At 67.2% G+C, this 14,040-nt stretch carries 12 protein-coding genes and 1 pseudogene; 9 read left to right on the top strand and 4 right to left on the bottom strand.

The window, feature by feature from the left end:
* Positions 1-19 precede the first annotated feature (19 nt).
* The gene (locus PAF18_RS06005) at positions 20-1,141 is read left to right on the top strand and encodes a Ppx/GppA phosphatase family protein (RefSeq protein WP_271117698.1); all 1,122 of its coding nucleotides are present in this window, start codon (positions 20-22) and stop codon (positions 1,139-1,141) included.
* Positions 1,141-1,914 (top strand): RlmE family RNA methyltransferase, encoded by a 774-nt coding sequence (locus tag PAF18_RS06000; RefSeq protein WP_271117697.1) that lies wholly within the window; start codon positions 1,141-1,143, stop codon positions 1,912-1,914. Before PAF18_RS06005 ends, PAF18_RS06000 begins: the two co-directional genes overlap by 1 nt.
* Before the next feature lie 139 nt (positions 1,915-2,053).
* On the opposite strand, the gene miaA is transcribed toward PAF18_RS06000, so the two are convergent.
* Positions 2,054-2,944, bottom strand: a complete 891-nt coding sequence (gene miaA, locus PAF18_RS05995; RefSeq protein ID WP_271117696.1) for a tRNA (adenosine(37)-N6)-dimethylallyltransferase MiaA — start codon at positions 2,942-2,944, stop codon at positions 2,054-2,056.
* A gap of 81 nt (positions 2,945-3,025) precedes the next feature.
* Here miaA and pyrH point away from each other — a divergent pair, with 81 nt between their 5' ends.
* Positions 3,026-3,793, top strand: coding sequence for a UMP kinase (gene pyrH / locus PAF18_RS05990; protein WP_271117695.1), 768 nt, complete (start codon positions 3,026-3,028; stop codon positions 3,791-3,793).
* Here pyrH and PAF18_RS05985 read toward each other — a convergent pair.
* From PAF18_RS05985 to PAF18_RS05975, 3 genes and pseudogenes are all read right to left on the bottom strand, one after another.
* Positions 3,768-5,119, bottom strand: a pseudogene (locus tag PAF18_RS05985) (cytochrome P450). The gene pyrH and the pseudogene PAF18_RS05985 overlap by 26 nt on opposite strands.
* Positions 5,116-6,285: a hypothetical protein gene (locus PAF18_RS05980; RefSeq protein ID WP_271117694.1), complete on the bottom strand. Its 1,170-nt coding sequence runs from the start codon at positions 6,283-6,285 to the stop codon at positions 5,116-5,118. Before PAF18_RS05980 ends, PAF18_RS05985 begins: the two are co-directional and overlap by 4 nt.
* Positions 6,285-6,998, bottom strand: coding sequence for a DUF599 domain-containing protein (locus PAF18_RS05975; protein ID WP_271117693.1), 714 nt, complete (start codon positions 6,996-6,998; stop codon positions 6,285-6,287). The genes PAF18_RS05980 and PAF18_RS05975 overlap by 1 nt, the downstream gene beginning before the upstream one ends.
* 181 nt (positions 6,999-7,179) lie before the next feature.
* Here PAF18_RS05975 and PAF18_RS05970 point away from each other — a divergent pair, with 181 nt between their 5' ends.
* The 6 genes from PAF18_RS05970 to gluQRS all read left to right on the top strand — a co-directional run bounded on the left by PAF18_RS05970 (position 7,180) and on the right by gluQRS (position 14,040).
* On the top strand, positions 7,180-8,634 hold the full coding sequence (locus PAF18_RS05970) for an FAD-binding oxidoreductase (RefSeq protein WP_271117692.1): 1,455 nt from the start codon (positions 7,180-7,182) through the stop codon (positions 8,632-8,634).
* A complete protein-coding gene (locus tag PAF18_RS05965) occupies positions 8,624-9,661 on the top strand; it encodes an FAD-binding protein (protein ID WP_271117691.1) in 1,038 nt (345 codons plus the stop codon). The genes PAF18_RS05970 and PAF18_RS05965 overlap by 11 nt, the downstream gene beginning before the upstream one ends.
* Positions 9,658-10,947 carry a glycolate oxidase subunit GlcF gene (gene glcF / locus PAF18_RS05960; protein ID WP_271117690.1) on the top strand — a complete coding sequence of 430 codons (1,290 nt, stop codon included), beginning with the start codon at positions 9,658-9,660 and terminating at the stop codon, positions 10,945-10,947. Before PAF18_RS05965 ends, glcF begins: the two co-directional genes overlap by 4 nt.
* 155 nt (positions 10,948-11,102) lie before the next feature.
* Positions 11,103-11,561 (top strand): Hsp20 family protein, encoded by a 459-nt coding sequence (locus PAF18_RS05955; RefSeq protein ID WP_271117689.1) that lies wholly within the window; start codon positions 11,103-11,105, stop codon positions 11,559-11,561.
* Between the two features lie 314 nt (positions 11,562-11,875).
* A complete protein-coding gene (gene trmFO / locus PAF18_RS05950; RefSeq protein ID WP_271117688.1) occupies positions 11,876-13,210 on the top strand; it encodes a methylenetetrahydrofolate--tRNA-(uracil(54)-C(5))-methyltransferase (FADH(2)-oxidizing) TrmFO in 1,335 nt (444 codons plus the stop codon).
* Entirely contained in the window at positions 13,192-14,040 is an 849-nt protein-coding gene (gene gluQRS / locus PAF18_RS05945; protein ID WP_271117687.1) for a tRNA glutamyl-Q(34) synthetase GluQRS, read from the top strand. Before trmFO ends, gluQRS begins: the two co-directional genes overlap by 19 nt.

Here is a 14,040-nt window from a genome sequence, read left to right as displayed (position 1 = left end):
GATATCGGAGGGCGTGACCATGGCGCCCAGGCGTCCCGCGGGTGCGGACGCGTTCCCGAAACAACCGGTCGAGCCGTCAGGCACCCGCCAGTCCGAATCCGGGCCGCTCTATGCGGCTTTGGATTTGGGAACAAATAGTTGCCGGATGCTGATCGCCCGCCCGACGGGCAGTCAGTTTCAGGTGATCGACAGCTTTTCGAAGCCGGTCCAGCTTGGCCACGGGCTCGAGGCGTCGGGGCGGCTTTCGCGCGCCTCAATGTCGCGCACCGTGCATGCCCTGCAGGTCTGCCGCCGCAAGCTGGAACAGCATCGCGTCAAGAAGATGCGCCTCGTTGCGACCGAGGCCTGTCGCCGCGCGCGCAACAGCCGCGACTTCATGCGGCTGATCCGGCGCGAAACCGGCCTGCCCATCGAGGTGATCGGCGCCGAGGAAGAGGCACGGCTTGCGGTGATCTCTTGCGCGCCGCTGGTGAATCAGCGCTCGGAACAGCTTCTGGTGGTGGATATCGGCGGCGGCTCGACAGAGCTGGTCTGGATCGATCTTTCGGATGTCGAACCTCGCGAACGCTCCCGCGCGATCATGAAGCTGGGCGACAGCTTTACCCCTTCTGCCAGCGGCGGGGCACGGGTGGTGGACTGGATCAGCGTGCCGCTCGGCGTGGCGACGCTGCGCGATCAGTTCGCCGATGTGACCGACGATCCGGGCCGCTTCGCGCTGATGAGCTGGTATTTCGAGGAAATGCTTGCCGATTTCGCCCCCTATGCGCAGGGCGCGCCGGAGCGCGGTTTCCAGATCATCGGCACCTCTGGCACCGTGACCACTGTCGCCGCCAGCCATCTGGGGCTGAAACGCTATGACCGGACCAAGGTGGACGGGCTGACCATGACCACCGCCCAGATCGACCGGGTGATCCAGCGTTATCTCGCGCTCGGCCCAGAAGGACGCCGCGCCGATCCCCGGATCGGGCGCGAGCGTCACGCCCTCATCATGTCCGGCGCGGCCATCCTTCAGACATTGATGCGGATCTGGCCGACGCGGCGGCTATCCGTCGCCGATCGCGGACTGCGCGAGGGGTTGCTTTATGCCCAGATGGTGCGCGATGGGGCGATCACGGATGACGAGCTGAACGGAGTGGCCTGATGGCACGCAAATCGGGCGGCGGCGAAAAAGGGCCGCGGGAACGCAAATCCTCGGGACGGGGTCAGCGCGATCTGCGCGTGCGGGTGAAATCGGCCAAGGGGCGCAAGCTCAGCTCGACGCTGTGGCTCGAGCGGCAGCTGAACGATCCCTATGTGCAGCGCGCCAAGCGCGAGGGCTATCGCGGGCGCGCGGCCTACAAGATCCTCGAACTGGACGACAAATATCGCTTCCTGGTGCCCGGCGCGCGGGTCGTCGATCTGGGCTGCGCGCCCGGCGGCTGGCTGCAGGTGGCGGTGCCGCGCATCAATGCGCTTGGCGAAAAGCAGGGCAAGGCGCAGGGCCGCATCATCGGCGTCGATATTCAGGAGGTCGACCCGATCCCCGGCGCCGAGATCCATGTGCTGGATTTCCTAGAAGAGGGCGCCGACGACAAGGTCAAGGCGTGGCTCGGCGGCGAGGCGGATGTGGTGATGTCAGACATGGCGGCCTCGTCTTCGGGGCATAAGGGCACCGACCATCTGCGCATCGTGGCGCTTGTCGAGGCGGCCGCGCAGCTTGCCTTCGATGTGCTGTCCGAGGGCGGGACCTTCGTGGCCAAGGTGCTTGCCGGCGGGGCGGAGCAATCGCTGCAAACCATGCTCAAGCAGAATTTCGAAAAGGTGGCGAATGTGAAGCCCCCGGCCTCGCGGTCCGATTCGTCCGAGAAATTCGTCGTGGCGCAGGGGTTCAAGGGCAATCGCGCGGCCTTCGGATCGCCGCCTGAGCAGGGCTGACCCGCCACGGCCGGGCCGTGCCCGCCATCGGTCGCAGAGATGCGGACGAGCGCGCTTTCAGCCCGGATCGCGTTGCAATAACGGCCGGGGCCGCGTCATAGGACCGCCGCAGCCGCAGCCTCGCCCAGAGACAGCGGCCTCACCCCGCCGGGCCGACCCGCATCCGTTCCCATCCCTTCATCCGGCTGCGAAACCAGATGCGCTGCGATTTCGCATATTGCCGCGAGGCGATCACGGCACGCTTCCGCGCCGTATCGGCATCCAGATCGCCGCGCAGATAGGCGGCGATCTCGGGGGCACCGATGGCGCGGGTCCATTGCGCGCGCTCGTCCCATTGGGGCAGCATCGCCTCGACCTCTTCGACCGCGCCCCGCTCCCACATCTGCCAGAAGCGCCGCTCGATCCGTCCGGCCAGCCAGTCGCGATCCGAGCTCAGCACCAGACACTGCGCCCGATCCGCGGGCAGGATCGGCGGCGGCGTGTCGCGCTGCCAGTCCACGATGCCGCGTCCGGTGGCCTCCAGCACCTCCCAGGCGCGTTGCACGCGGGCGGGGTTGTTGGTGTCGATCTTGTCGCGCGTCGCCGCATCGAGCGCCGCGACCATCTCGGCCAGCCCGCCAGCGGCCAGCCACTCATCGCCCTGCGCCCGGATTTCCGGCGGCACCGGGGGGATATGGGCCAATCCTTCGGTCAGCGCCGACAAATAAAGCCCGGTCCCGCCAACGATGATCCGCCGACCTTCCAGCGTTTCGACCTCGCGCAGCCAGTCGCCGACCGAATAGGCCGCGCCCGGATCGACATGGCCGTAAAGCGCATGCGGAGCGGCGGCCTCTTCCTCGGGGTCGGGCCGCGCGGTCAGCACCCGCCAGCAGGACCAGATCTGCATCGCATCGGCATTCACCACCGTCCCGCCCTGCGCTTCGGCGATGGCCAGCGCCAGCGCCGACTTGCCCGAGGCGGTCGGCCCGGCGATCACAACATGGCGCTCGGGATCGATCCGGCGCAGCGCCTCTGCCTTGTCGAGCCCCATACTGATCCTTTCGAGCGGTTGAATCCGATTCCCTTTTGCGACATTTTGCGCCGCAGTTGAACCGCTGGAAGGGCGAAGGCGATGAGCGAGACGAATTCCAAAACCCCGACCAGCTATGATCGTGTCATGCTGAAGATCTCCGGCGAGGCGCTGATGGGCGATCAGGGCTATGGGCTGCACCCGCCGACCATCGCCCGCATCGCCGATGAGGTCGAATCGGTGCACAAGATGGGCGTCGAGGTCTGCATGGTCATCGGCGGCGGCAATATCTTCCGCGGACTGCAAGGCTCCGCCCAGGGGATGGAGCGGACAACCGCCGATTACATGGGGATGCTGGCAACGGTGATGAACGCGCTGGCCATGCAATCCGCGCTGGAAGCGAAAGGCATCCACACCCGCGTGATCACCGCGATCCGCATGGACGAGGTGGCCGAGCCCTATATCCGCCGCCGCGCCGTCCGCCATCTTGAAAAGAAGCGCGTAATCATCTTCGCCGCCGGGACCGGCAATCCCTATTTCACCACCGACACCGCCGCCACGCTGCGCGCGAACGAGATGAACTGCGAAGCGATCTTCAAGGGCACGAAGGTCGACGGGGTCTATGACAAGGACCCGAAAAAATTTCCCGATGCCAAGCGCTATGACGATGTCACCTATGACGAGGCGCTGCAAAAGAATCTTGGCGTGATGGATGCCTCGGCGATTGCGCTCGCGCGGGATAACAAACTGCCGATCATCGTGTTTTCGCTGGACGAGCCGGGCGGTTTCCGCGGCATCCTTGCAGGCGAGGGCACCTATACCCGCGTCATGGACCGCTCGGAGATCAGGGATCGCGCGGTGAAAGCCTGATCCTGATCCCGTCCCGGCCGCGAACGGTCAGCCGGGCCACGGGGACCGGTGTTTCCGGGGTCGTCTCGATCCGGTAGTCGCGCAGGATCATCGACAGGATCAGCGGCCCCTCCATCATCGCGAATCCCGCGCCGGGGCAGACCCGCGCCCCCGCCGAGAACGGCAGATAGGCGCGGCGCGCGCAGTCGCGCGCCTTCTCCGTGTCCCAGCGGCCCGGATCGAAATGATCCGGCGCCTCCCACAGCCGCGCATGCCGGTGCAGATGCCAGGGCGAGATCACGATCTGCGCGCCACGCGGCACGGCGCGATCCCGAAACCGGGCGGGGCAGGCGGCCTCGCGCACCATCATCGGCACGGGCGGGTAAAGCCGCAGCGCCTCGCGGAAGGCAGACCGGCTGAGATTGAGCTTCGATATATCTGAAAAAGTTGGATTTTCGGTCAGAAACTCGCGCGCCTCTATGGCTACGCGCTGCTGCCAGTCGGGGTTGGACGCCAGCAGCCACAGCGCCCAGGCAAGCGCCGAAGCGCTGGTTTCATGCCCGGCGAGAAAGAAGATCGCGACCTGATCGACCATCTCGGCAGGCGCAAAGCGGCGCCCGGTCTCAGGGTCCGGCGTGGTCATGATCTTGGTCGCGAGATCGTCCGGCGCGCCCCCGCTTTCGATCTCTGCCGCCCGCCGCGTTACCAGCGCTTCGATGAGGCCGCGGATCTGCCGCGCCGTGGCGCGGGTGCGGCGTGAATGCGGGCGGGGCAGCCAGCGCGGCCAGGGCAGAAGGGCGGCGGCGTTGACGATGGGCTGCGCCTCCTGATGGGCGCGGAAGGCGGCAAAGACCTCGGCGGCGATCCGGTCCTCGATGGGGATCGAGAACAGCGTGCGAAAGATCACATCCGCCGCGACATGCGCGGTGAGCGGCTCGGCATCCATCTCGCCGCCAGGACCCAGCCTTGCCACCGCCGCGCGCGCCGCCTCGTGCATATGCGGAAACGCCTCGCGCAGCCGCCCCCCTCGAAGGCCGGGTCGATGATGCGCCGCTGCCGCGCCCATTCCGCGCCATTTGTGACAAAGACCGACCGCCCCAGAAGCGGCGCCAGCCCGGTTCGCAGCCTCTCGGATTTCGGGAAATCCTCCGGGCGTTCACGCAGCACGAGGCTGACCAGATCGGGGTCGTTGCAGAAGAAGCTGTGGATCGGCCCGCGCCGGAATTCGGCCATCCATGCCCGGTAGAGCCGTGCAGGCAGCGCCGACAGAAGATCGCGGCGGAAACCGCGCGCATAGCGCAGGATGCCGCGCCGGGTCTCGGTGGTCTGCGGCTTGGGCGGTTTCACGGATGGCTCCAGCGATTCGCGGGGCGGGCGATCCGGCCCGGCGAATGGCCGCGCGTGGCGAAACGCTCGGCCAGGCGCTGCGGCCCGGCGGTGATCTGAAAATAGTCATGGAGGCCGGGCCGGTCGAAGGCGCAAAGATACTGGAAATGCAGCCGGAACCACCGCCCGCGCAGTGCGCGCTGCTTCTCCGGGCTGAGGGTATGCGTGAAGGCCGCCGAGATCACCAGGGGCCCGCCGCCGCCCTCCGGCACGCATCGTGACACCGCCACCGGATCGCAGAGCGCAAAGCTGCACGCATCCCCCGGCGCGGTCACATCGACCCATGGCATGCCCGCCGCCGCAAGATTGTGCAGATCGCGGCGCAGCGCGTCGGCGCGGGGCAGGAAGGACGCCATCGGCACCACATGACCCAGCGTCAGAAGCGAGACATTCGCCGCCAGCCGCCCCTCTCTGGCCAGCCCGGCCAGCACCGAGACGGCGATATAGGCGCCCGAGCTGTGACCGATCACCAGCACCTCGTCCCAGCCCTGCGCCGAGACCTCGGCCACGCGCCCGGAAAACTCCGCGATGCGCTCGTCCAGCGCGGGCGGGTAGGCGCCGCCATTCTGCGCGGTAAAGGCGTAATCATGCATCAGGTAATAGGCGAAGATGCGCCCATCCAGCCGCCGCCACTGCCGCAGCACGAGAACCGCCACGGCGGCGGCGACCGGCAGCCCCAGCCACCAGCTCGCCAGCCCGGCTGTCAGCCAGCCCGCCACGGCACCGGCCAGCACCGCGCTCAGCGCCTGCGCCAGCAGCACCACGATGGGATAAAGCGCGGCCAGCACCGGCCCGCGCCGCAGCCGCATCAGTCGCCAAAGCGCGCCCGATCCGATATACGCCCATGCGGTGCGGACAAGCTGGCCATATGTCGCCGCGATCGACCGGCCCATCGAGCCGGCGACGATATCCGACCAGACCAGAACCTCGAATTCCGCCTCGGCCCGCTCTCCCTCGGTGACCGTCATCGCACCCCAGCCGAAGCCGGTCTCGTCCCGGCGTTTCAGCGGCGCGAGCGCGTAGCCCGAAATCGCCGCCTGCGCCGCACCCTCGCGGCGAAACAGCTCGCGGTAGCGGCGCGGGGGCATCGGATCATAGCCGGGGATATACAGCACCCTGCGGCGCATCAGATCTTTCCGATCGGCGGCAGGTTGCGCAGGATCACATTGCGGGACTGCGACGCAAATTCGCGCCGCCAGGTCAGCGCCAGCACCGCCGTGGTGGTCAGCGCCAGCCCGGCCGGGCCGATCAGCCAGCCAAGCGCGGCGAGCGCGAAATAGATATTGCGCAGCCCGATATTGAAGCTCTTGGCGGCGGTCACGTTGATCTCGGCGGCCTGATGCGCGCGGGGCAGCGCCAGGGGGTCCGACATGTCATTCGGCACCGATGCCATGAGGATCGCGCAATAGCCGAAGAGCCGGTGCGACCAGATGAATTTCAGCAGCGCATTGGCGACGAAAAACAGCGCGGTGATGACCTTGACCTGCCACAGCACGGCGGGCGCCTGACCCAGCTCCAGCCCTCCGGCCACCTGGCGCAGCTGTTCGGGATTGCCGACAAGCGCCATGCCGCCGCCAATTGCGATCAGGCAGGCCGAGGCGAAGAAGGTCGTCCCCTCACGCAGCGTCCCGAGAATCGCGCTGTCGAAGATACGCGGCTGTCGGGTGATGAATTGCCGCATCCACTCATGGCGGTAATTCACCATCAGCAGGCTCACCGAGGGGCGGCGCGCGGGCGGGTTCTGCACGAGATAGCCGATGCCCAGCCATGCACCGAACAGCCACAGCAGCGCCGCAATATCGGCGGGGCTCAGCACCCAGAAGTGATCAGGTATGGTCATGATCCATCTGATAGGGCTTGCGCGCCATGGTTGCCAGTTCTTCCGCCACGCATTAACCATTGTGTCTGCGCGAGGGAGAGGCGGCGATGTCGCCGCGCAGTCACCCGCGCCGTCCGATTCCGGCAGGCCGACCCGCCGCACCGGGATCGCGGAGGCGCGATCATCTTCGGGAGGTGCCGATATGGAAATGCCAGCGCCCAACGCCGCGATCATCGCCCGGCGCGATGCCATTGCCGCGAGGCTAAGCGATGCCGTGGCCGACAAGGCCGCCGTCATCACCGACCCGGCCGAAACGCTCGCCTATGAATGCGACGCGCTGTCGGCCTATCGCTGCGCGCCGCTGGCGGTGGTGTTGCCCTCGACGACCGAAGAGGTCTCGGCGGTGCTCCGCATCTGCAACGAATCCGGGGTGCCCGTAGTGCCGCGCGGGGCCGGGACCAGCCTCGCGGGCGGGTCGATGCCGACGGCGGATGCGGTGGTGATCGGGCTGTCGCGCATGACGCAGGTGCTGGAAACCAGCACTGAAGACCGGCTGATCCGGGTCCAGACCGGGCGTACCAACCTGTCCGTGACCGGCGCGGTCGAGGGGCAGGGCTTTTTCTATGCGCCCGATCCCTCCAGCCAGTTGGCCTGCGCCATCGGTGGCAATATCGCGATGAATTCCGGCGGCGCGCATTGCCTGAAATACGGGGTCACGACGAACAACCTACTGGGCGCGACGGTGGTGCTGATGGATGGCTCGATCGTCGAACTCGGCGGGCCGATGGGCGAGGGCGCGGATCTGGACCTGCTGGGCGTGATCTGCGGCTCGGAAGGCCAGCTCGGCATCGTCACCGAGGCCACGCTGCGCATCCTGCCCAGCCCCGAGGGCGCGCGCCCGGTGCTGATCGCCTTCGACAGCGCCGAAACCGCAGGCGCCTGCGTCGCCGCCATCATCCGCTCGGGCATCCTGCCCGTCGCCATCGAATATATGGACCGCCCCTGCATCGCCGCGACCGAGGATTTCTGCGGCGCGGGCTATCCCGATTGCGAGGCGCTGCTGATCGTCGAGGTCGAGGGCTCGGAACCCGAGATCGACGAACAGCTGCGCCTGATCCGCGAGATCGCGCAGGGATTCGACCCGCTGGAATTCCGCGAATCCGGGTCGGCAGAGGAATCCCGCCGGATCTGGCTGGGCCGCAAATCCGCCTTCGGCGCGATGGGGGTGATCAGCGACTATATGTGCCTCGACGGCACCATCCCGGTCAGCCAGCTTCCCCATGTGCTGAACCGGATCGGGGAATTGACCGCCCAGGCCGGGCTGCGCGTCGCCAATGTCTTTCATGCCGGAGACGGCAATATGCACCCGCTGATCCTCTATGACGCCAATGCGCCCGGCGATCTGGAACGTTGCGAGGATCTGGGCGCGGAAATTCTCCGGCTTTGTGTTGAGGTGGGCGGCTGCCTGACCGGCGAACACGGCGTCGGCGTCGAGAAGCGCGAGCTGATGACGGATCAATATGCACCCGCCGATCTCGAAGCCCAGATGCGCGTCAAGGATGTGTTCGACCCGCAATGGCTGCTGAACCCGGCCAAGGTCTTTCCGCTGGCAGAAAGCGCGTCGCGGCGCGAGGCGAGGGGGCAGGATGCGGCCTGACAGCGAAGACGATCTTTCCGCGATGATCCGCGCCGCCTCCGGCCCGGTCTCGATCACCGGCGGCGCGACGCGGCTGCGGCCCGGCGAAGGGCAGGGCGCGCGCATCGACATGCGCGGGCTGTCGGGCATCACGCTTTACGAACCCGAGGCGCTAACGCTGGTGGTCCGCGCGGGCACGCTACTGACGGATCTTCAGGCCGCACTCGCCGCCGAAAACCAGATGCTCGCCTTCGAACCGGACCCGCGCGAGGGTTCTACCATCGGCGGGGTGGCGGCGGCGAATGCCTCTGGCCCGCGCCGGGTCAGCGCCGGGGCCTGCCGCGACGCGATGCTGGGCATCCGCATGGTGACCGGCGAGGGAGAGATCATCCGCAATGGCGGGCGGGTGATGAAGAACGTCACCGGCTATGATCTGGTGAAGCTCGCGGCTGGCTCGCGCGGAACGCTCGGCGCGATCACCGAGCTGGCGCTGAAAACCGCCCCGGTCCCGCCGGTGCGCGCGACGTTGCAGCTGAGCGGGCTGGACGATGCGGGCGCGATTGCCGCGATGACCACGGCGCTGACCAGCCCGTTCGACGTGACCGGGGCCGGGCGGCTGACCGACGGCACGGTGATCCTGCGCCTCGAAGGTCTGGCCGGATCGGTCGAATATCGCGCCGAAAGGCTGCGCGCGGCGCTTGGGGGGCGCGCCGGGATCGACACAGCCGAGGGCGATGAGGATTTCGCCGCACTGCGCGATGACGCGGCCCTGGGCGAAGGGGCGCTCTGGCGCATTGTGCTGCGGCCCTCGCAGGCCGGGGCCGTCCTGGCGCAGCTTCCGGGCGCGCATGTCGTCGATTGGGGCGGCGCGCTGATCCGGGCCGCCGCGCCGGCAGGCTGGCGCCCCGATCTGCCGCCGGGTGCGCGGGCGGTCTGCGAACGCGGCGCGCCCGTCACGCTGCCCGAAACCGATCCGATGGTCGCGCGGCTCAACGCCGGGATCCGCGCCGGATTCGACCCGCGCGGCGTGCTTCAGGGGGCCGCATGAGAACCGAATTCACCGCCGAACAATTGCAGGACCCGGATCTGGCCGAGGCCAACAAGATCCTGCGTGCCTGCGTGCATTGCGGTTTCTGCACAGCTACTTGCCCGACATTCCTCATCCGCGGGGATGAGCTCGACAGCCCGCGAGGCCGCATCTATCTGATGAAGGAGATGTTGGAATCCGGCCGTCCCGCCGATGAGAAAACCGTCACCCATATCGACCGCTGCCTGGGCTGTCTGGCCTGCATGACGACCTGCCCCTCGGGCGTGCATTACGCCCATCTGCTTGAGGTCGGCAAGAAACATATCGCGGAGACTTATCGCCGCCCGTGGCGCGACCGCGCGATCCGCTGGATGCTGGCCCGGGTGCTGCCCCATCAGGGCCGGTTCCGGCTGGCCATGTTCGGGGCAAGGCTCGCCCGGCCCTTCCGCCGCCTGATGCCCGATGCAAGGCTGCGCGCAATGCTGGAGATGGCCCCGCCTTCGCTGCCGAAGCGCAGCCCCAACGACGAAGCCCAGATCTTCGCCCCCACCGCCGAAAAACGCGCCCGCGTCGCGCTGATGATCGGCTGTGCGCAGCGGGCGCTGAACACCGACATCAACGACGCCACCATCCGCCTTCTGCGCCGGGCCGGATGCGAGGTGGTGATCCCGAAGGATTTCGGCTGCTGCGGCGCGATGACCCTGCATATGGGGCGCGAGGATGACGGGCGCGCCTCGGCCCGCGCCGCCATTGCCAGCCTGATCGCGGCGGATCGCGACGCGCCGCTCGATGCGGTCATCATCAACACGTCGGGCTGCGGCACCACGATCAAGGATTACGGCCATCTTTTCGCCGGAGACGAGACCGAGCCCGATGCCGCACGCATCGCTTCGCTGGCCCGCGATGTGACCGAGTTCCTCGCCACCCATGGCCTGCCCGAAACACAGCCGCAGCCCGCGCGTGTGGCCTATCACTCGGCATGCTCCCTGCAACATGGCCAGCAGATCAAGGCCGCGCCGCAAAGCCTTTTGCGCAAGGCCGGGTTCGAGGTGGTCGAGCCTGCCGATCCCCATCTTTGCTGCGGTTCGGCGGGGACCTATAACATGCTGCAACCCGAATTGTCGGGCGAGCTCAAACGCCGCAAGCTGGCCACGATCGAGGCGACCGCGCCGCAGATCATCGCGGCGGGGAATATCGGCTGCATGGTCCAGATCGGCTCTGGCACCGGCACGCCGGTGGTCCACACGGTCGAGTTGCTGGACTGGGCGACGGGCGGCCCGAAACCTCCTGCGATCACGGCGATGTGATCGCGCCGAGGCCGCCGACGCTGCCGCGCAGGCCCTTGAAAGCGCGAAATTCCATCCCAGATTCAAGGCACGGGACGCCGCAACGGGTCCTGTCACAAGCCGCCCGGATTGCCGGGGGCGTCACATATAGGCATCGCTTCGAAAGGATGTATGACATGCGTAGCTTTGATCGCGCACCGCTTTACCGTGCCTCGGTCGGTTTCGACCGTATGGCCGATCTGATGGACCGGGCCCTGTCTGCCGACAGCGCCACCCAGTCCTATCCCCCCTACAATATCGAGAAAACCGGCGAAGATTCTTACCGCATCTCGATCGCCGTGGCCGGGTTTGCTGCCGACGATCTGAATGTCGAACTGCGGGACGGTTCGGTGATCGTGTCGGCCAAGAAGGCCGAAGAGGATGACGACCGCAGCTTCCTGCATCGCGGCATCGCCACCCGCGCCTTCGAGCGCCGCTTTACCCTGGCCGAGCATATCCGTGTCGAGGGCGCGTCGCATCAGGACGGCATGCTGCATATCGACCTGATCCGCGAAGTACCCGAGGCTCTGAAGCCCCGCCAGATCGCGATTGAACGGGTTGAGGGCGCGAAGCGCGTCGAGAAGCTGGATTCCTGATCCGATCGGACTGACGGGCTGACGGAAGGCGCGGGGAAAACCCGCGCCTTTTTGCGTTTTGCTGTGGACAGTGATCCTTCATGCAGCTGGGGAGCAGAGGGCAGTGTCCGACCGTCGGGTGGACGTATCGGCCATGCCCGTGATGCGCTTTATGCCTCAATCCCGCTGAAGACCGGTCTGGCGCGAACCGGCACCAAAGCGTCCGCCCGAGGGGGCGGTCGGACGCTGCCCGGCGGGCCTGCGGCCCTTGATTCCGGGCGAGGACACGACACATATTCTTGCACCGCCCCGCAACAAGCATTAGCTCCGCGCCCATGGAACCCGTTCACATCATCGGCGCCGGTCTGGCCGGTTCAGAGGCCGCGTGGCAGGTCAGCCGCGCCGGCATCCCGGTCGTGCTTCATGAAATGCGCCCAACCGTCGAGACCTTCGCCCATAAGACCAGCGATTTCGCGGAAATGGTCTGCTCGAATTCCTTCCGCTCGGATGACGACCAGAACAACGCCGTCGGTCAGCTTCATTGGGAGATGCGGCAGGCGAACGGTCTGATCATGGCGATGGCCGACCGCCACAAGCTGCCTGCGGGCGGCGCGCTCGCCGTCGACCGCGAGGCCTTCGCCGCCGATGTCACCGCCGCTTTGCGCGCCGAGCCGCTGATCACCGTCGAAACCGGCGAAATCACCGCGCTTCCCACCGAAGGTCGCTGGATCATCGCCACCGGACCGCTGACCTCGGCCGCACTCGGCGATGCGATCCGGGCCGAGACGGGGGCGGATGCGCTCGCCTTCTTCGATGCCATCGCCCCCATCGTCTATGCCGACACGATCGACATGGACATCGCCTGGCGCCAATCCCGCTATGACAAGGGCGAGACCGAGGAAGAGCGCACCGCCTATATCAACTGCCCGATGACGCGCGAGGAATACGAGGCGTTCATCGACGCGCTTCTGGCCGCCGACAAGACCGAGTTCCACGAGGGCGAAACCGCCGGTTATTTCGACGGCTGCCTGCCCATCGAGGTGATGACCGAACGCGGCCGCGAGACGCTGCGCCACGGCCCGATGAAGCCGGTCGGGCTGACCAATGCCCATAAGCCGCAGGAAAAACCCTATGCGGTGGTGCAGCTGCGCCGGGATAACACGCTCGGGACGCTCTATAATATCGTCGGGTTCCAGACCAAGATGAAATACGGCGCACAGACAGAGGTGTTCCGCATGATTCCGGGTCTGCAAAATGCCAGCTTCGCGCGGCTCGGCGGGATCCATCGCAATTCCTTCCTGAACTCGCCCACGCTGTTGGATGACCGGATGCGGCTGCGCGCGCGCCCGCATCTGCGCTTTGCGGGGCAGGTCACCGGGGTCGAGGGCTATGTCGAAAGTGCTGCGATGGGGCTCTTGGCCGGACGGATGGCCGCCGCCGAGGCGCAGGGCCGGGATCTGGCCCCGCCGCCGGGCACCACGGCGATGGGCGCGCTGATCCACCACATCACCGGCGGGGCCGAGGCTAAAACCTTCCAGCCGATGAACGTGAATTTCGGCCTGTTCCCGCCGGTCGAGGCCAAGGGCGGCAGGCGGGGCCGCAAGGACCGCTATCCGGCCTATACCAACCGCGCCAAGGAAGATTTCACCTCATGGCTGGCGGCGCAGTAACCCGCTTTGCGCCGTCGCCCACCGGGCTGCTGCATCTGGGCCATGCGTTCTCGGCGCTCGTCTCGGCGGGAAAGGCCGGGCCGGGCCGGTTTCTGCTGCGCATCGAGGATATCGACCGCGAGCGCTGCAAGCCGGAATTCGAGACCGCGATTTTCGAGGATCTGGGCTGGCTGGGTCTGAGCTGGCGGCAGCCGGTGATGCGGCAATCCGACCGGATGGCGGTCTATCGCGACGCACTGTCCTATCTGGGCGATCTGGGCGTGACCTACCCCTGTTCCTGCACGCGCGGCGATATCAGGGCCGCGCTGTCCGCCCCGCAAGAGGGCGCTCCGCTACACGGGCCGGACGGGCTGATCTATCCCGGATGCTGCCGGGGCCGGCCGATGCGCGATCTGCGCGAGGGCGATGTGATCCGGCTGGATGCGGGCCGCGCCTTCGATCTGATCCGCGACAATATGCTGAGCTTCCGCGACGGGCGGGTGCATGTGCTGTCGCGCGAAGCCTTCCTGACCGGGATCGGCGATGTGATCTTGGCGCGGCGGGGGATGGGCACGTCCTATCACCTCTCGGTGGTGCTGGACGATGCGGCGCAGGGGATCACGCTGGTCACGCGCGGCATGGATTTGTTCGAATCGAGCTGGATCCATGTGCTGCTGCAACGTCTGCTGGATCTGGACACGCCCGAATATCACCACCACCGGCTGATCCGCGATCAGGACGGCAAGCGCCTCGCCAAGCGCGACGATGCGCGGAGCCTGCGGGCGCTGCGGCAAGACGGGGCCAGCCCGGCAGAGATACGGGCCATGCTGGGTCTGCCCGCCACCGGCTGA

It is taken from the genome of Paracoccus sediminicola (genome assembly GCF_027912835.1).
Lineage (GTDB): Bacteria > Pseudomonadota > Alphaproteobacteria > Rhodobacterales > Rhodobacteraceae > Paracoccus > Paracoccus sediminicola.
Note: the sequence above shows the minus strand (reverse complement) of the source record. Positions and strands in the feature narration are given on the sequence as shown.

Bases quoted from the DNA above. Each gene is read 5' to 3' on its own strand.
- PAF18_RS05970 (WP_271117692.1), top strand. From the start codon at position 7,180: ATGGAAATGCCAGCGCCCAACGCCGCGATCATCGCCCGGCGCGATGCC.
- trmFO (WP_271117688.1), top strand. From the start codon at position 11,876: ATGGAACCCGTTCACATCATCGGCGCCGGTCTGGCCGGTTCAGAGGCC.
- gluQRS (WP_271117687.1), top strand. From the start codon at position 13,192: ATGGCTGGCGGCGCAGTAACCCGCTTTGCGCCGTCGCCCACCGGGCTG.
- glcF (WP_271117690.1), top strand. From the start codon at position 9,658: ATGAGAACCGAATTCACCGCCGAACAATTGCAGGACCCGGATCTGGCC.
- PAF18_RS05955 (WP_271117689.1), top strand. From the start codon at position 11,103: ATGCGTAGCTTTGATCGCGCACCGCTTTACCGTGCCTCGGTCGGTTTC.
- pyrH (WP_271117695.1), top strand. From the start codon at position 3,026: ATGAGCGAGACGAATTCCAAAACCCCGACCAGCTATGATCGTGTCATG.
- PAF18_RS05965 (WP_271117691.1), top strand. From the start codon at position 8,624: ATGCGGCCTGACAGCGAAGACGATCTTTCCGCGATGATCCGCGCCGCC.
- PAF18_RS06005 (WP_271117698.1), top strand. From the start codon at position 20: ATGGCGCCCAGGCGTCCCGCGGGTGCGGACGCGTTCCCGAAACAACCG.
- PAF18_RS05975 (WP_271117693.1), bottom strand. From the start codon at position 6,998: ATGACCATACCTGATCACTTCTGGGTGCTGAGCCCCGCCGATATTGCG.
- PAF18_RS05980 (WP_271117694.1), bottom strand. From the start codon at position 6,285: ATGCGCCGCAGGGTGCTGTATATCCCCGGCTATGATCCGATGCCCCCG.
- PAF18_RS06000 (WP_271117697.1), top strand. From the start codon at position 1,141: ATGGCACGCAAATCGGGCGGCGGCGAAAAAGGGCCGCGGGAACGCAAA.
- miaA (WP_271117696.1), bottom strand. From the start codon at position 2,944: ATGGGGCTCGACAAGGCAGAGGCGCTGCGCCGGATCGATCCCGAGCGC.